Annotated in this window: 13 protein-coding genes and 2 pseudogenes; 7 read left to right on the top strand and 8 right to left on the bottom strand. The window is 60.7% G+C overall.

Annotated features, from left to right (window positions below):
- Window positions 1–54: 54 nt before the first annotated feature.
- The 3 genes from KW568_RS23920 to sbcB all read left to right on the top strand — a co-directional run bounded on the left by KW568_RS23920 (window position 55) and on the right by sbcB (window position 2,415).
- On the top strand, window positions 55–441 hold the full coding sequence (locus KW568_RS23920; protein ID WP_003251914.1) for a hypothetical protein: 387 nt from the start codon (window positions 55–57) through the stop codon (window positions 439–441).
- Window positions 442–564: 123 nt separating this feature from the next.
- Window positions 565–924 carry a PilZ domain-containing protein gene (locus KW568_RS23915; RefSeq protein WP_003251916.1) on the top strand — a complete coding sequence of 120 codons (360 nt, stop codon included), beginning with the start codon at window positions 565–567 and terminating at the stop codon, window positions 922–924.
- Between the two features lie 57 nt (window positions 925–981).
- The gene (gene sbcB / locus KW568_RS23910) at window positions 982–2,415 is read left to right on the top strand and encodes an exodeoxyribonuclease I (protein ID WP_161774402.1); all 1,434 of its coding nucleotides are present in this window, start codon (window positions 982–984) and stop codon (window positions 2,413–2,415) included.
- Between the two features lie 72 nt (window positions 2,416–2,487).
- Here sbcB and mvaT read toward each other — a convergent pair whose 3' ends face one another.
- Window positions 2,488–2,865: a histone-like nucleoid-structuring protein MvaT gene (gene mvaT / locus KW568_RS23905; RefSeq protein WP_003251920.1), complete on the bottom strand. Its 378-nt coding sequence runs from the start codon at window positions 2,863–2,865 to the stop codon at window positions 2,488–2,490.
- Between the two features lie 284 nt (window positions 2,866–3,149).
- On the opposite strand from mvaT, the gene purU reads away from it, so the two are divergent.
- On the top strand, window positions 3,150–4,001 hold the full coding sequence (gene purU / locus KW568_RS23900; protein ID WP_003251921.1) for a formyltetrahydrofolate deformylase: 852 nt from the start codon (window positions 3,150–3,152) through the stop codon (window positions 3,999–4,001).
- A 231-nt stretch (window positions 4,002–4,232) separates the two neighbouring features.
- On the opposite strand, the gene KW568_RS23890 is transcribed toward purU, so the two are convergent.
- The 5 genes and pseudogenes from KW568_RS23890 to KW568_RS31235 all read right to left on the bottom strand — a co-directional run.
- Window positions 4,233–5,225, bottom strand: a complete 993-nt coding sequence (locus tag KW568_RS23890; RefSeq protein WP_003251923.1) for a lysylphosphatidylglycerol synthase transmembrane domain-containing protein — start codon at window positions 5,223–5,225, stop codon at window positions 4,233–4,235.
- Window positions 5,222–5,986, bottom strand: coding sequence for a DUF2334 domain-containing protein (locus KW568_RS23885; RefSeq protein ID WP_004575135.1), 765 nt, complete (start codon window positions 5,984–5,986; stop codon window positions 5,222–5,224). Before KW568_RS23885 ends, KW568_RS23890 begins: the two co-directional genes overlap by 4 nt.
- A complete protein-coding gene (locus KW568_RS23880; protein WP_003251928.1) occupies window positions 5,979–7,100 on the bottom strand; it encodes a glycosyltransferase family 1 protein in 1,122 nt (373 codons plus the stop codon). Before KW568_RS23880 ends, KW568_RS23885 begins: the two co-directional genes overlap by 8 nt.
- A 165-nt stretch (window positions 7,101–7,265) precedes the next feature.
- Window positions 7,266–7,862: pseudogene (locus KW568_RS31240) on the bottom strand (methyl-accepting chemotaxis protein); the annotation flags it as partial.
- A gap of 261 nt (window positions 7,863–8,123) precedes the next feature.
- Window positions 8,124–9,140 (bottom strand): annotated as a pseudogene (locus KW568_RS31235) (cache domain-containing protein); the annotation flags it as partial.
- A gap of 169 nt (window positions 9,141–9,309) precedes the next feature.
- Between KW568_RS31235 and KW568_RS23870 the strand changes: the two are divergent.
- On the top strand, window positions 9,310–10,785 hold the full coding sequence (locus KW568_RS23870) for a helicase HerA-like domain-containing protein (protein ID WP_060545314.1): 1,476 nt from the start codon (window positions 9,310–9,312) through the stop codon (window positions 10,783–10,785).
- A gap of 105 nt (window positions 10,786–10,890) precedes the next feature.
- Here the strand turns inward: KW568_RS23870 and KW568_RS23865 are convergent, their stop codons facing one another.
- Together KW568_RS23865 and KW568_RS23860 are read right to left on the bottom strand one after the other, a co-directional pair.
- A complete protein-coding gene (locus KW568_RS23865) occupies window positions 10,891–12,363 on the bottom strand; it encodes an inorganic phosphate transporter (RefSeq protein WP_003251935.1) in 1,473 nt (490 codons plus the stop codon).
- A 315-nt stretch (window positions 12,364–12,678) separates the two neighbouring features.
- Window positions 12,679–12,879: a hypothetical protein gene (locus KW568_RS23860; protein WP_003251937.1), complete on the bottom strand. Its 201-nt coding sequence runs from the start codon at window positions 12,877–12,879 to the stop codon at window positions 12,679–12,681.
- A gap of 478 nt (window positions 12,880–13,357) precedes the next feature.
- Here KW568_RS23860 and pcaR point away from each other — a divergent pair, with 478 nt between their 5' ends.
- Together pcaR and KW568_RS23850 are read left to right on the top strand one after the other, a co-directional pair.
- The gene (gene pcaR / locus KW568_RS23855; RefSeq protein ID WP_003251938.1) at window positions 13,358–14,233 is read left to right on the top strand and encodes a pca regulon transcriptional regulator PcaR; all 876 of its coding nucleotides are present in this window, start codon (window positions 13,358–13,360) and stop codon (window positions 14,231–14,233) included.
- Window positions 14,234–14,553: 320 nt separating this feature from the next.
- Window positions 14,554–15,900, top strand: a complete 1,347-nt coding sequence (locus KW568_RS23850) for an MFS transporter (RefSeq protein ID WP_003251942.1) — start codon at window positions 14,554–14,556, stop codon at window positions 15,898–15,900.
- Window positions 15,901–16,171: the final 271 nt, after the last annotated feature.

Below are 16,171 nucleotides of genomic sequence, written 5' to 3'. Positions count from 1 at the left end.
GGGTGTGAAGATTTGCAGGCAAACGCCGATACACTGGCATCAAAGGAGATCCCCATGCGAGCCCTGATCGTTTTAGCCTTGGCCGCCAGCGCCGTCGGCTGTACCCGCTGGTCCATGGACCACCACCTGAACAATGCCTACCGCGCCTACGACCGCGGCGATTGCGCACGGGTCATGCTCGAACTGTCGCAGGTTGATCGCACCAGCCGTGCCCGGCCGTTCATCCACCCCGAAGTATCACTGCTGCGCGGCCAGTGCCTGGAGCGCCAGGCGTTGTACGTGGACGCGGCGCAGACCTATCAGTACCTGATCCAGCAGTACCCGGGCAACGAATATGCCTATCGCGCCCGAGCGCGCCTGCAGACCTTGGAAAAACTTGGCCATTTGCGCGGCGCAGAAACGGCCGTGGCCAACCCGGTGACGACCGTACCTTGGCGCTAACACAAAGGTGTGGTTTATTTCACGGGATTTGCTGCGCGTGCTGCGCTAATCTGTAACTCAGCTGTTACAACAACCGCCAGTACCTAGTATTCCTGGCATCAGGTACGGAATACACTCGCGATCATGTTTAACAAGCGCCACATCGAACGTCATCAGCTACCTTGTGTCCTCAAGGTGTTCAACCGCTTTACCGATCAAGAGATCGGTCAGCTAGGCAATGCCTCTGAAAATGGGTTGATGGTCATCAGCCAGCTGCCCGTGTTGGTCGGGCCTGATTACGAGCTGCAGCTGCGTATGCCGCTGCCTGGCGGCGGGCACCAGTTCGTCAACCTCACGGCCAGTTGCCTGTGGTGCCGCGAGGACGAGACGCCTGGGCACTACGATTCGGGCTTCATGCTGCTGCAGTCTCCACGCGAGTACGATGATTTCGTACGTTCGTTGCGCGACTATTTCAGCTTCCGCCCCGCGAACGCGCCCGTCTGAACGTTCATTTTTCAGAATCGCGCTAGAATCGGGTCGACCTCGATACAGGACGACCCCGTGACCTCCAGCATTTTCTGGCACGACTATGAAACCACCGGCATCAACCCGCGCTGCGATCGGCCGCTGCAGGTGGCCGGCGTGCGCACTGACTTCGACCTCAACGAAATCGACGAGCCAATCAGCCTTTATTGCCGACCGTCGGACGACATCCTGCCGCACCCGGCGGCCTGCCTGGTGACAGGCATCACGCCACAACTGTTGGCGGAGCAGGGCCTGTGCGAAGCCGAGTTCATGACTCGCGTGCACGCCCAGCTGGCGCAACCGGGTACCTGTGGTGCCGGCTACAACACCCTGCGCTTTGACGATGAAGTGACCCGCTACAGCCTTTACCGCAACTTTTTCGACCCCTATGCCCGTGAATGGCAGGGAGGCAATAGCCGCTGGGACCTGATCGACATTGTGCGCACCGCCTATGCCCTGCGCCCGGAAGGCATTGAATGGCCGCAGCAGGACGGGCGCACCAGCCTGCGTCTGGAGCTGCTGAGCAAGGCCAATGGCATTGACCACGGTCATGCCCACGAAGCGCTTTCCGACGTGCGGGCAACCATTGCCTTGGCTCGCCTGATTCGGCAGAAACAACCCAAGTTGTATGACTGGCTGTTTCAACTGCGCAGCAAGCATAAAGTGATGGAGCAGATCCGTCTGTTGCAGCCACTGGTGCATATATCCGGGCGTTTTTCGGCGGCGCGCAATTACCTGGGGGTCGTATTGCCACTGGCCTGGCACCCGCGTAATCGCAATGCACTGATTGTCTGCGACCTGCATCAGGAAACCCTACCGTTACTGCGGGAAAGTGCTGAAGTTTTGCGTCAGCGCTTGTACACCCGGCATGATGAATTGGCCGAAGGTGAATTACCGGTACCGCTCAAATTGGTGCAGATCAATCGTTGCCCGGTAGTGGCGCCGCTGTCGGTATTGCGCCCGGTCGATCAACAACGATTGGGCCTGGACTTGACGTTGTTACAATCGCGCGGCGAACAATTGGCCAATCAACAGGCGCAATGGCAAGAAAAGCTGGAGCACATCTATGGCAAGGACGAGTTCGCCCCGAGCGAGGACCCGGAACAGCAGTTGTATGAGGGTTTTATAGGTGACCGCGACCGGCGCTTATGCGAGCAAGTTCGTGCGCTGGAACCGGCGCAGTTGAGCCATGGCCAATGGATGTTCGATGATCCGCGTTTGCCGGAGCTGTTGTTCCGCTACCGGGCACGTAACTTCCCTGAAACCTTGACCCCCGAAGAGCGGCAACGTTGGTATGGCTTCTGCCAGCAACGCCTGAGCGACCCGCAGTGGGGCGCGCCGAATACCTTGGGCGACTTCGAACAGGCACGCCAGCAAGCCTGGGAGGGCGCCGACGAGGCGGGCAGGCGAGTGTTGGAGGCCTGGCAATTGCATGCTCGACAATTGCAGGAGCACTATTCAATCGGCTGATGGCCGGTAAACAAAAACGCCGGCAGTGTGCCGGCGTTTTTGTTGTGCGAAGCAAGAGGCGTATGCGGATAATCAGTCCAGCAGGGTTGCCCAGCTTTCAACCACATCGCCGCCCCAAGTGGCTTTCCACTCTTTCAGGGTCTTGTGGTTGCCGCCTTTGGTTTCGATCACTTCACCGTTGTGCGGGTTCTTGTATTGCTTGACCTTGCGTGCGCGCTTGGTGGCGGTAGTCTTGACCGAACCACGAGGTGCCTTGCTCAGTTTCGATTCTGGATCGAGCAGGGCAATCACGTCGCGCAGCGACTTGGAGTACTCGCCCATCAGTGTGCGCAGTTTGCCTTCGAACTCCAGTTCTTTCTTCAGCTTGTCATCCTGCGACAGATTGGCCAGGCGGGCCTGAAGTTCCTTGATGGCTTCTTCGGTAGCGCGGTACTCGTTGATCAGGGACATGGAGTGTTCCTTAATGCGTGTTCAGAAATGTGTGGGGCAATAATAGACAGCCCCTACTCGCAAGTAAACATAAGATTGGGCAATTAACTGTTAATTAAGCTGTGACAGCATTTCTCTACGTGAACAAATTTTTACATATGCCCCGTGCGTTTCCTCTTGTCTGTCAGGCAGCGCCCGTGTGGCGTTTTCGGGCCTGCATATGCAATCGCGGCAGCGATCAATACTGCGTTTTTTCTGGCGGGCCGCTAGAATAGGCGCCTTTGCGAAGTTCTGGAGTCTCATTCATGCGCACCTATCGTCTGGTGATCGCCTGCCCCGACCGTGTAGGCATCGTGGCGAAAGTCAGTAATTTCCTGGCCTTGTACAATGGCTGGATCAACGAAGCCAGCCACCACTCCGATGAGCAGAGCGGTTGGTTCTTCATGCGTCATGAAATCCGCGCTGAATCGCTGCCGTTCGGTATCGAAGCCTTCCGTGAGGCGTTTGCGCCGATCGCCGAAGAGTTCTCCATGACCTGGCGCATTACCGACTCGGCTCAGAAAAAACGCGTGGTATTGATGGCCAGCCGTGAGTCGCACTGCCTGGCAGACTTGCTGCACCGCTGGCACACCGATGAGCTGGACTGCGAGATCCCTTGCGTCATTTCCAACCACAACGACCTGCGCAGCATGGTCGAGTGGCACGGTATTCCGTTCTTCCATGTTCCGGTCGACCCCAAAGACAAGGCCCCGGCCTTTGCCGAAGTGTCGCGTCTGGTGCAGGAGCATGCCGCCGACGTCGTGGTGCTGGCCCGCTACATGCAAATCCTGCCACCACAACTGTGCCGGGACTATGCCGAGAAGGTGATCAACATCCATCACAGCTTCCTGCCGTCGTTCGTCGGCGCCAAGCCTTACCACCAGGCTGCCCTGCGTGGGGTGAAGCTGATTGGCGCGACGTGCCACTACGTCACTGAAGAGTTGGATGCCGGCCCGATCATCGAGCAGGATGTGGTGCGTGTCAGCCATGCCGACAGCATCGAGGACATGGTCCGCTTTGGCCGTGATGTGGAGAAGATGGTGCTGGCCCGTGGCCTGCGTTATCACCTGGAAGACCGTGTGCTGGTGCATGGTAACAAGACTGTGGTGTTCGACTGACACCGTCCGGCTTGCTGTGAGGTGCTGGGCTGCTGCGCAGCCCTGTCGCGACAGGGGCGCAGAGCGCCCCGGCAATCTTGGGTGAAACGGCAATGACCAAGCAACGCAACAACCCCGTCGCCTCACCTCCACCGATCCTTGGCGAAGGCTGCCTGGCCCGCTACGACCCTGAAGCCCTGGATGACACGGATGGCACCGACTTCCCCGGCGCCGCCGAACTCTGGCAACAGCTCAACCCGCCTGACGCCGCCAGCGCTCCAGCAACGGACGTCCCAGCAGGCACACAAACACCGGCCCCCCAGCCAGCAGATAAAAGTAGTAAGTAACTGCCCGCCATATCAGGATTGCCGCAGCTGCGGTCGAGCTGCCCACCAAGGGTGTCAACAGGCTGGCAGACGTCAGCTCGGCGGCCCCGGCCCCGCCAGGCAGCAGACTGAATTGGCCGGCGCTGAGCGACAGCATCTGCACCAGGAAGCTGGGAATCCACTGCAGGTCTACCCCCAAGCCCCGCAACACCAGGTACAGCACGCTGTAGCGCAGCCCCCAGTGGATGCAGGTCAGGGTGAACACCAGGCTCAGCCTGCGCTTGGGCAGGCGCCAGGTCTGCGCCAGTGCTGCAACGAAGTGCAGCAGTTTGCGCGCCCAGCGACGTTTGCGCGGCTGGCCCATCCCCATGCGCTGCAACAGCCTGCCGTTCATGCGCATTATCGGGCGCCGGTAGCGCAACAGCCCGATCACCCCGGCCAACGCTGTGCACAGCAGTAACGCACTGCCAAGCAACATGCTTTCCTGGCTGCGGCCCAGGCTGTGGAACAGCGCGTAGCCGGCAATCGCCAGCATTGCGCAGAAGAAGAACACCAGGTCGTTCAGCTGGTCCATGGCAAAAACGGCGCCGCTGCGCGCCGGGCGGATGCGGTCTCGCGCCAGCAGGGCCATCAGGGTCAGCGGCCCACCACTGCCGCCAGGGGTGGTGCAGATGGCAAACTCGGTGGCCATGACCACGCCGAGGCTGCGAGCATGGCTCAACTGTTTTGCCTGCTCACCCAGCAACAGGCGCAGGCGCAGCGCATTGATGACCCAGCACAACAGAATCATGCCTAGCAGCATGAGCAGCAGGTGCGGGTCGAACCGGCTCAGCCTCGGCAGCAGCTCGCTACCACCCAGTAACGCTGGCACCAGCGCTGCCCCCAGCAATGCCAGCGCCAGCCAGGCCCAACGCTTCATGCTACCCCCTGGCGCTCCAGCCAGGCAGATTTGGTCAGCGGTTCGCGGCCATCCTTCACCAGTGTTTCCAGCGTTCGCAACCAATAGTCTCGGGATGAGCGATGACGCATGTCTACAGGGTGCAGCCCCAAGCGCAATGTGCTCGCGCCTCGCCAGCGCCGGCATTGCCAGTCGCACAGCGTGCGGGACAATGTGCGACGCCATGCGCTCCGTGCGCTCCAGACCAGGCCTGGCGCATCAATGGCTGTAAAGTCTGGCAGCCGGTACAGATGCTGCGGTGTACTGGTGTATTTGAGTGGCAGGCGGCACAGGGCTTGCCGCGTGCCCTGGCTCATGAGCCAGGCCGGTGCGACAAAGCCTGCCACAGGCCAACCTTGGCTCTCGAACAGCGCCAGGCCCTCCTGTAGCCGGGTAAGCGCTTCGTTCTCATCAAGGCCGTAGAACTCGCCTTCATGGGTATAAATGCGCCGCATGAAGTAGTCGATGGGGCTGCGCGGTGCGGGGCCTTCGTCAGCATGGGCATAGCCGTGAAGCGCCAGTTCGTCGCCTTTGGCAAGGCGTTCGTCCAGGAGGCGGCAGAACGAAGGTGCCTGGTGAAGCGGATTGCGTCGATGGAAGTCCGGGACCACCAGCCATGTCATTGGCACGTGGCCCAGCGCGTCCACAGCCCTTACGAACGGTTCATAGTCCGGCCAGGTTTCCGGGGCAATATCGTGCAACACCAGCATGAGGCTGCGCTGGCTGGCGGAGGGCTCAAGCATGGGCGCGCACCTGCGGCTGGTGGCCGAGCACGGCCTGGTAGTGCTGGAGCAGGCCAGCTACCACGTTATCCCATGAATAATGTTGCTCTACATGGTGGCGGGCCTGCAGGCCGAGCTCGCGGGTACCCGCCTCGAACGCCTCGCGCACGGCGCACGCCATGGCCCGACCGTCGTTGGGCGTGCACAGGCGGCCACTCTGTTCGTTGATGATTTCAGGGAACGCACCGGCGCGCACGGCTACCACGGGGGTGGCGCTGGCCATCGCTTCGAGAATGACCAGGCCGAATGTTTCCTGGTCGCCAGCATGCACCAGCAAGTCGGCGCTGGCGATCAGCCGGGCCACCTCCGCAGACGGGCAGAAGTGATCGATGACGCTGACGTTGGACGGCACGCTGGCCGGCATGTTCGAGCCTACCAGTAACAGGTGGTAGGGGGCGCCGAGTTGCTGCATGCAGTCAAGCAGCACCGGCAGGTTCTTTTCCCGCGAGCCGCGGCCGGCAAAGATCAACAGGCGGCTGGTGTCGGGAATGCCCAGTTCGGCACGCACATGTGGGTCGCGCCGGGAGGGGTGGAATGTGGCAAGGTCAACGCCCAGCGGCTGCACATGGACATCACGCACGCCCAAGCGGCGTAATTTGTCGGCCATCACCTGGCTGGGGGCCAGTACCCGATCAAAATTGCCGTATAGCTTGCTGACGTAGGCCTCGACATTGGGTGCGAACCAGTTGCCCATGCGGTTGCTGACCAGTAACGGCAGGTCGGAATGGTAGAAACCGATCACGGGCACGTCGAGCTGGCGCCGCGCTTCCAGCGCCGCCCAGGCGGTCAGGTAGGGGTCGCCAACTTCAATCAAGTCGGGTTTGAGCGTGCGCAGTGTATTGCACCAGGGGGCCAGGCGTACCGGAAAGCGGTAGCCCTTGCCAAACGGCAAGGGCGGCGCAGGTACTTGATAGATGCCATCGCCGTGTTGGGCGCTGGCACCGGGAATCAACAGGCTGTGGCGTACGCCGTGAATGGCGTCGAGACGGTGATGTTTGGCATCAAGATAGGTACGTACGCCACCGCTGGCCGGGGCGTAGAACATGGTGATGTCGGCGATGTGCACGATCAGCATCCCTCCGGGATCGTCTTCGGGTCTGTCATCCGGCGTTGAATGGCCGGCGATGAAACGCCTAAAGGTGGACCTATCAGAAGGATAGTTTGTTCGATCAGTTTGAGAGGGGGAGTGCGCAATGCCTGGAGCAGCACAAGGCTGCTCCAGGTGAAGGTGTAGCCTTTATCAGATACGGAAGCTGCCCACCAGGTGCTTCAGGCGGCCAGCCTGCTGCTCGAGGTCGGAGCAGGCGCGCAGGGTCGCTTGCAGGTTCTCCACGCCTTCCTGGTTGAGCATGTTGATCTCGTTGATGTCCATGTTGATCGCCTCGACCACGGCGGTCTGCTCTTCGGTGGCAGTGGCCACCGACTGGTTCATGCCGTCGATCTCGCCAATGCGCACGGTAACGCTGTCCAGTCGCTCACCCGCCTGGTTGGCGATCTGCATGCTGTCCTGGCTGTGGCGCTGGCTCTGGTCCATGGTGTCGACCGACTCGCGGGCACCGACCTGCAGTTCTTCGATCATGGTCTGCACTTGCTGCGCCGACTCCTGGGTGCGGTGCGCCAGATTGCGCACCTCATCGGCGACCACGGCAAAGCCACGCCCGGCCTCACCGGCGCGGGCCGCTTCGATGGCGGCGTTCAGCGCCAGCAGGTTGGTCTGCTGGGAAATGCTGGTGATCACTTCCAGGATCTGGCCGATATTCACGGTCTTGCTGTTCAGTGTCTCGATGTGCGCGCTGGAGGTGACGATCAGGTCGGACAGGCGGTTCATCGCGGCAATGTTGCGCTCGACCACTTGCTGGCCTTCTTCGGCCAACAGGCGCGCGGAGCTTGCGTGCTGCGAAGCCTGGGCGGCGTTGCCGGCGATTTCCTGAGCCGCAGCGCCCAATTCATTGATGGCGGCGGCGACACTGTTGGTGCGGTTGGACTGCTCGTCGGAGTTGGTCATCGACGAGTTCGAAGCGCTGATCACCCGCAGGGCTACTTCGTTGACCTGCTCGGTGGCCGAGGACACTTCGCGAATGCTGCTGTGAATGCGCTCGACGAAGCGGTTGAAGGCGTTGCCGAGGACACCGAATTCGTCGTGGTTGTGGATGTGCAGGCGCTTGGTCAGGTCGCCTTCACCTTCGGCAATGTCTTCCATGGCGCGGGTCATGGTGTGCAGCGGCTGCATCAACACGCGGATCAGCAAGCCGAGCAGGCCGATGATGATCACCACTGCCACCACCGTGGCGATCACCGCCGAGGTGCGGAAGGTGCTGAGCATCGAGAAGGCCTTGTCCTTGTCCACCGACAGGCCGATGTACCAGTTTGCGGACGGCAGGCCGGTAATCGGGCTGAAGGTCAGCAGGCGGGTCTGGCCCTCGCTTTGCACTTCGGTCAGCTCACCGGTCAGCTTCGGCGTGCGCTGCGGGAACAGGTCCGACAGCGATTTCATGACCAGATCCTTATCCGGGTGTACCAGGATCTTGCCCTGGTCGTTGACTAGGAAGGCGTATCCCATGCCGCCGAAGTTCAGCGAGTTGATGATCTGCACCAGGCCGTCCAGGGCCAGGTCGCCGCCGACCACGCCCACGCTGCTGGAGACCTTGCTGAGGATACCAATGACCATCTTGTTGGTGGTCATATCGATGTAGGGTTCGGTCAGCGTCGCGCCGCTGGCGTTCATGCCGTCCTTGTACCAAGGGCGGGTGCGCGGGTCGTAGCCGTCGGGCATCTTCGCGTCCGGGCGTACGCTGAAACCGCCGTCGACTTTGCCCAGGTAGACCGTGAGGAAGCTGGATATCAGCGCATTCTGACCCATCAGGGTTTCGGCGTTGGCTGGGTCTTGGGCAATGTTCTGCGCCAGGTTCTCCACCAGCTTTATCCGGCCCTCGAACAGGTTGCGAATGTTGGTCGACGTGGAGGTGCCCATTTCAGCCAGATAGTTTTCCAGGTCCTCGCGGATCGCATTACGCTGGAGGTAATCGTTGTAGAGGGTGAAAAGGCTGAAGGCGAGTATCACGATCAGTGATGCCGCCAAAAGAATCTTGTGGCTGAAACGAAGGCTTTTGTTCATGGCGTAATCGGTTCCGCTAAGGTTTTATATCAGGCGTTCGCACGAGTGGAGCCGTAGGTTGTGCAACATCCCGAAAAGTGCCTTTTCGGCTGTTCCTCTCTAATTAAGGCGAATAACACCCACAGGTATCGGCCGAATTAAGCTAAAGCTTGAGCAGAGGATTAAAGAGATGTCGGAATTTTCGACCATCGTTGTAGGCGCGGGCCCGGATGGCCAGCCAGTCGGGCAAGCAATGCGCCTGGCCAACCGCCACGGTCTGGTGGCTGGCGCAACCGGTACTGGCAAGACCGTCACCCTGCAGCACCTGGCGGAGGTGTTCAGCGACGCGGGGGTAGCGGTGTTCGCCGCCGATGTCAAAGGCGACCTCTGTGGCTTGGGGGCTGCTGGTGCGCCACAAGGCAAGGTGGCTGAGCGCATCGCCGGCATGCCGTGGCTGGGGCATACGCCCAAGGCCTACCCGGTGAGCTTGTGGGATATCGCCGGGCTGTCGGGCCACCCGCTGCGCACCACCCTCAGTGAAATGGGGCCGCTGCTGCTGGGCAACTTGCTGGAGCTGACCGACAGCCAGCAGGCGGCGCTGTATGCAGCATTCAAGGTGGCCGACCGCGAAGGCCTGCTGCTGCTGGACCTCAAAGACCTCAAGGCCCTGCTGGCGCATCTGAAGGACAACCCGCATCTGCTTGGCGAAGACAGCGCGCTGATGACCACGGCCTCCACCCAGGCTTTGTTGCGCCGGCTCGCTACCTTGGAGCAGCAGGGCGCCGAGGCACTGTTCGGCGAGCCGGGATTGCAACTGGAGGACCTGCTGCGCCCTGATCCGGATGGCCGTGGACGTATCCACCTGCTCGATGCCAGCCGATTGGTGCACGAGGCACCCAAGGTGTACGCGACGTTCCTGTTGTGGTTGCTGGCCGAACTGTTCGAGCAGTTGCCCGAGCGCGGTGATGCCGACAAGCCGGTGCTGGCGCTGTTCTTCGATGAAGCACACTTGCTGTTCAACGGCACGCCCAAGGCGCTGCAGGACCGTCTTGAGCAAGTGGTCCGGCTGATCCGCTCCAAGGGGGTGGGCGTCTATTTCGTTACCCAGTCGCCGGGTGACTTGCCTGACGCGGTACTGGCCCAGTTGGGCTTGCGCATTCAGCACGGCTTGCGGGCGTTCACGGCCAAGGAGCAGAAGTCGCTGCGGGCGGTAGCCGATGGTTTTCGTCCCAACCCAACATTCGACACCCTGGCGGTGCTTACCGAACTGGGTATTGGCGAAGCGCTGGTGGGAACGTTGGAAGAAAGGGGCACACCGGCCATCGTGCAGAGGGTGCTGGTTGCACCGCCGCAGTCGCGTATCGGGCCACTGAGTGCGGCTGAGCGCAGTGCGCTGATTGCGGCGTCGCCATTGGCGGGGCGCTATGACAAACCGGTGGACCGTGAGTCAGCCTATGAAATGCTGAGCCAGCGTAAGGGCGAGCCGGTGGAACCGGCGCCGCAACCGAAGGCGGATGAAGAGAGTTTTGCCGACAAGGCGGGTGAGTTCTTGCAGAGTGCAGCGGGGCAGGCGATCAAGTCGGCAGTGCGCCAGGCCGCTAACCAGTTGGGGCGGCAGTTGGTGCGCGGGTTGATGGGGTCGTTGTTAGGGGGCAAGAAAAGGTAGTCTTCCTGCGCCGAGCCCATACCCTTGTTAGCACAAGGCTGCTTCGGCAGACATAACGGCTATGAAAAAGGCGCCCGAGGGCGCCTTTATTCATTGCGGTGTCACTCAGCCAATGGCTTTGGACGCCAGCCAGAACAGGCCGGCCGCCAGGCCCATCGAGGCAGGCAGGGTCAGGACCCATGCCAGCAGGATGGTTTTCACAGTGCCGCCTTGCAGGCCACTTTTGTTGGCGACCATGGTGCCGGCCACGCCGGACGACAGCACGTGGGTGGTCGACACCGGCAGGGCGAATACGTTGGCCATACCGATGGCGCAGGCTGCGGTGATCTGTGCCGACATGCCTTGGGCATAGGTCATGCCTTGTTTGCCGATCTTCTCGCCCACCGTCAACACCACGCGCTTCCAGCCAACCATGGTGCCCAGGCCGAGGGCCAGGGCGACGGCCACGATCACCCAGAACGGGGCGTATTCGGTGGTGGCGGTGAGGTCTTTGCGCAGTTTTTCAAGGTCGGATTTTTCACGGGCGTCCAGGCCTGGCAGCTTGCCAACCTTCTTTGCCGTGTCATCCAGGCACAACAAATAGCGGCGCACTTCAACGCGCTTCTCGGCATCGAGGCTGTGGTAGTCCGTCACGCCTTTCAGCGAGGTCTGCAGCGCAGCAATGGTCGGCTCGGTCTGCTGCGGGTTGCAACTGAACTGCTCCGGCAGATCGCTGGCCTTGGCCTTGCCCAGTGCCAGGAACTCGCCCAGGGTGGCGGCGTTACGCTGGTAGAACTGGCTCATGTGCAGGGTAGCGTCGCGAGTACGTTCGATCTGGTAGGTGGTGCTGTTCAGGTCGAGTACGAACTTGGCCGGCACAATACCGATCAGCACCAGCATGATCAGGCCGATGCCTTTCTGGCCGTCGTTGGAGCCGTGCACGAAGCTCACGCCCATGGCGGAAACAACCAGGACCAGACGGTTCCAGAAGGGTGGGTGCTTCTTGTCATCGAGCTTGCGGCGCTGTTCCGGGGTTTTGTGCATCTTCGACAGCGGGCGCCACCATTTCAGGCCGATCAGCACCAGGGCAGCAACGGCGAAACCGGCCATTGGCGAGACCACCAGCGACATGGCGATATCGATCGCTTTCTGCCAGTTGACGCCGTCGCCTAGCGGAATGTCGTTGATCAGGGCGTTGGCCAGGCCGACACCGAGAATGGAGCCGATCAGCGTGTGCGAACTGGAGGCAGGGATGCCAAAGTACCAAGTGCCCAGGTTCCAGGTGATGGCCGCGGCCAGCAACGAGAAGACCATGGCCAGGCCGTGTCCGGTGTTCACATTGATCAGCAGCTCTACCGGCAACAGGTGCACGATGGCATAGGCCACCCCTACACCGCCGAGCAGAACGCCAAGGAAGTTGAACACGCCGGAGAAGAACACGGCGAGGTGTGGCGGCATGGCTTTGGTATAGATGACGGTAGCTACCGCGTTGGCGGTGTCATGAAAGCCATTGATGAACTCGAAGGCGAGTACGAAGGTCAAGGCGAGCAGCAGGCTCACCAACACCCAGGCATCCAGTCCGCTGAATAAATCGATCATGAAGGTTGTCTGGCGGGTCATAGGGGGGCGGGATTATGCCAGAAAACCTTGGCAATCGATGCACCTGCAACAGACAGATGACCGCCTTCATGGTGCAGCCGTGTCGTGCGGAGGGGGGCGATCAAGGCGGTAAATGGCGGTAAAAAATCACAAAATATGGCGAAATAAGGCCGAAATGTGGAGAAATGGCCATTTCTCTAGAATTCAAACGGCCGTATGAAATTTGTGTGATTCCATTTCATCATCGGCCAGACCGTAAAGATCGACCTCGCCCGGGTACACCGGGCGACGACACGCAGAGGGCGCCCTCGAGGCTCAGGGGTTGTCGCTGCGCAATTCTTTTTCGATGCGTTCCAGTTCCTGGCTGAAGGCCTGGTCACGAACGCTGGCACGCTTGCGCCAGGGTTTGCGTTCCGGATCCGGTTGTGCGGCGTAAGTGGTGACTTCGCCACCATAAACATCCTTGTAACGTTCAGCCTGGCGCTCGAGTTCCGCGCGCAGTTCATCTTTCGTCACGTGCAGTACCTGAAATAAGTGTAATGACTGTTGTTATGCATTGTGCAACATGCATTTTGCCTTGCTGGCCGCAACGGCTTGATAAAGCGGAAGGTTCCATGACCACGGTAAGCGGAGGGCCTGCGCAATCGATTATAGCAACCGATAATTCGCCGATCATCGTTAATTTACTCAGCCCTGACATCATCTGGCGTAAATAGCAGGATGTGCCCGCGAACAGTTTGGACCTTTCGTACAAGTTAGAAAGGAATGACGGATAGAAGTTCGTTGCAATGTCAGGGCGGGCCGTAATGAAAAACGGCCTCGCCGAAAGGCGAGGCCGTTGCCTGGGGACTTCTACGGTGGGTACCTGACCAGTCTCTCCAAAGAAGCCACAAGTGGCATGAGAAAGGTATAAGCAAAAGTGTCGGCGGTCAATTGCGATTATCGGCCGTTTGTTCGATAATCGCACGAACCGGTGTTTTTTTTGAGGTGTGCGATGAGTGACGAAACCCTGGGCAACGATTCCGGCAATGCAGAGGTGGCGCGACCTGCTTCGGCTGCCATGGCGCCGCCGATCGTGGCTTCCCCGGCCAAGCGCATCCAGGCCTTTACCGGTGACCCGGACTTCATGACCTCGCTGGCACGTGGCCTGGCCGTGATCCAGGCATTCCAGGAGCGCAAGCGCCACCTGACCATCGCCCAGATCAGCCACCGTACTGAAATCCCTCGCGCAGCGGTGCGCCGTTGCCTGCACACGTTGATCAAGCTGGGTTACGCCACCACCGACGGGCGTACCTATTCGCTGCTGCCCAAAGTGCTGACCCTGGGGCATGCTTACCTGTCGTCGACGCCACTGGCAATTTCTGCCCAGCCGTACCTGGATCGCATCAGCGACCAGTTGCATGAGGCGGCCAACATGGCCACCCTCGAAGGCGACGACATCCTTTATATAGCCCGTTCGGCCACGGTCGAGCGGCTGATTTCGGTCGATCTCTCGGTGGGCGGACGCCTGCCGGCCTACTGCACGTCGATGGGGCGCATTCTGCTGGCGGCCATGGACGACACCAGCCTGCGTGAGTATCTGGAACGTGCTGATCTCAAAGCGCGCACCAGCCGCACCCTGAATGATCCCGAATCGTTGTTCGCCTGCATCCAGCAGGTGCGCGCCCAGGGCTGGTGCGTGGTGGACCAGGAACTGGAACAGGGGCTGCGATCGATTGCAGTGCCGGTGTATGACGCTTCGGGGCAGGTGTTGGCTGCCTTGAACGTAAGTACCCATGTTGGGCGGGTGACCCGCAGTGAATTGGAGCAGCGGTTCTTGCCGATTTTACTGGCAGCCAGTCGAGACCTTTGCCATCAGTTGTTTGGTTGAGACCGCAGGGAGCACGTTGCGGCCCCGGATCAGAACAGGCAAAACCGTTTCTTGTGCGATAAACGCACAGTGTCGTGCCGGGTGAATTGCTTCACCCCGGCCCGCTGATTAATGTCTCTCGCAACGGTCGGCTAGCCGACCGAACAAGAAAAACATAAGAGGCACTTACGCATGAATACTGTCACCTCGCTGCTGCGGCCGCACCCGCATGCAGTACCGTTGTATCCAGGCTGACCCAGGCCATATACCCCAATCATCGCCTTTGTACCGGTTACCCGCGTGCAATGGCCTGACTGTGCCCCACATTCTGGATAACAATAATGAATCAAGCGCAAACCAACGTCGGCAAAAGCCTCGACGTTCAGTCGTTCATCAATCAGCAGCCGCTGTCCCGCTATCAGTGGCGAGTCGTGCTGCTGTGCTTTCTGATCGTCTTCCTCGATGGCCTGGACACTGCTGCCATGGGTTTCATCGCCCCGGCACTGTCGCAAGAGTGGGGAATCGACCGCGCCAGCCTTGGGCCGGTCATGAGTGCCGCGTTGATCGGCATGGTGTTCGGCGCCCTGGGCTCCGGGCCGCTGGCTGACCGTTTCGGCCGCAAAGGCGTGCTGGTGGGGGCGGTGCTGGTATTTGGTGGTTTCAGCCTGGCCTCGGCCTATGCCACCAACGTCGACCAGTTGCTGGTACTGCGCTTCCTGACTGGCCTGGGCCTGGGTGCAGGCATGCCCAACGCTACCACGCTGTTGTCCGAATACACCCCGGAGCGCCTCAAGTCGCTGCTGGTGACCAGCATGTTCTGTGGCTTCAACCTGGGCATGGCGGGTGGTGGCTTCATTTCCGCCAAGATGATCCCGGCCTACGGCTGGCACAGCCTGCTGGTCATCGGTGGCGTGCTGCCGTTGCTGCTGGCGCTGGTGCTGATGGTCTGGCTGCCGGAGTCGGCGCGGTTCCTGGTGGTGCGCAACCGCGGCACCGACAAGGTGCGCAAGACCTTGTCGCCAATCGCCCCGCAAGTGGTGGCCGAGGCAGGCAGTTTCAGTGTGCCTGAGCAAAAGGCGGTGGCTGCGCGCAACGTGTTCGCGGTGATCTTCTCTGGCACCTATGGCTTGGGCACCGTGTTGCTGTGGCTGACCTATTTCATGGGCCTGGTGATCGTCTACCTTCTGACCAGTTGGCTGCCAACCCTGATGCGTGACAGCGGCGCGAGCATGGAGCAGGCGGCGTTCATCGGCGCGCTGTTCCAGTTTGGCGGAGTGCTAAGTGCAGTCGGCGTGGGTTGGGCCATGGACCGTTTCAACCCGCACAAGGTGATTGGCATTTTCTATCTGCTGGCCGGGGTGTTCGCCTACGCGGTGGGGCAGAGCCTGGGCAACATCACCGTGCTAGCTACGCTGGTGCTCGTTGCCGGTATGTGTGTGAACGGTGCGCAGTCGGCAATGCCATCGCTGGCGGCGCGCTTCTATCCCACTCAGGGCCGTGCCACAGGTGTATCGTGGATGCTGGGTATTGGCCGCTTTGGTGCGATTCTTGGGGCCTGGAGTGGTGCAACGCTGCTGGGCCTGGGCTGGACTTTCGAGCAGGTGCTGACGGCGTTGCTGGTGCCGGCAGCGCTGGCGACTGTGGGTGTGGTCGTCAAGGGGCTGGTCAGCCACGCCGACGCAACCTGAGGGCGAGGGCCGCGTTACGGCCCATTCGCAGCACAACGCCGCGCCGACTGGTGCGGCATTGTGCTGCGATCAGGGCGCACAGCTGCCCTGTGGTGGGCGTGGGCAGTTGCGCAACAAATGGTTCGTTAATCGCACAAATAGTCGATTATCGGATTGTAAGGTGCCCACCAGTCTCCTTAATCTGGGTTCATCGAAGCACCCTGACCAGGAGCCTCCAAATGCCACGCGCAGACCATTTCCACACCCACCCCAATCGAGCCGTCCGCCATGC

This window comes from Pseudomonas sp. HD6515 (assembly GCF_024971855.1).
In the GTDB taxonomy this organism is placed as follows: domain Bacteria; phylum Pseudomonadota; class Gammaproteobacteria; order Pseudomonadales; family Pseudomonadaceae; genus Aquipseudomonas; species Aquipseudomonas alloputida.
Note: the sequence above shows the minus strand (reverse complement) of the source record. Positions and strands in the feature narration are given on the sequence as shown.

Bases quoted from the DNA above. Each gene is read 5' to 3' on its own strand.
- KW568_RS23915 (WP_003251916.1), top strand. From the start codon at position 565: ATGTTTAACAAGCGCCACATCGAACGTCATCAGCTACCTTGTGTCCTC.
- KW568_RS23920 (WP_003251914.1), top strand. From the start codon at position 55: ATGCGAGCCCTGATCGTTTTAGCCTTGGCCGCCAGCGCCGTCGGCTGT.
- purU (WP_003251921.1), top strand. From the start codon at position 3,150: ATGCGCACCTATCGTCTGGTGATCGCCTGCCCCGACCGTGTAGGCATC.
- KW568_RS23885 (WP_004575135.1), bottom strand. From the start codon at position 5,986: ATGCTTGAGCCCTCCGCCAGCCAGCGCAGCCTCATGCTGGTGTTGCAC.
- KW568_RS23865 (WP_003251935.1), bottom strand. From the start codon at position 12,363: ATGATCGATTTATTCAGCGGACTGGATGCCTGGGTGTTGGTGAGCCTG.
- KW568_RS23850 (WP_003251942.1), top strand. From the start codon at position 14,554: ATGAATCAAGCGCAAACCAACGTCGGCAAAAGCCTCGACGTTCAGTCG.
- KW568_RS23880 (WP_003251928.1), bottom strand. From the start codon at position 7,100: ATGCTGATCGTGCACATCGCCGACATCACCATGTTCTACGCCCCGGCC.
- mvaT (WP_003251920.1), bottom strand. From the start codon at position 2,865: ATGTCCCTGATCAACGAGTACCGCGCTACCGAAGAAGCCATCAAGGAA.
- KW568_RS23890 (WP_003251923.1), bottom strand. From the start codon at position 5,225: ATGAAGCGTTGGGCCTGGCTGGCGCTGGCATTGCTGGGGGCAGCGCTG.
- pcaR (WP_003251938.1), top strand. From the start codon at position 13,358: ATGAGTGACGAAACCCTGGGCAACGATTCCGGCAATGCAGAGGTGGCG.
- KW568_RS23870 (WP_060545314.1), top strand. From the start codon at position 9,310: ATGTCGGAATTTTCGACCATCGTTGTAGGCGCGGGCCCGGATGGCCAG.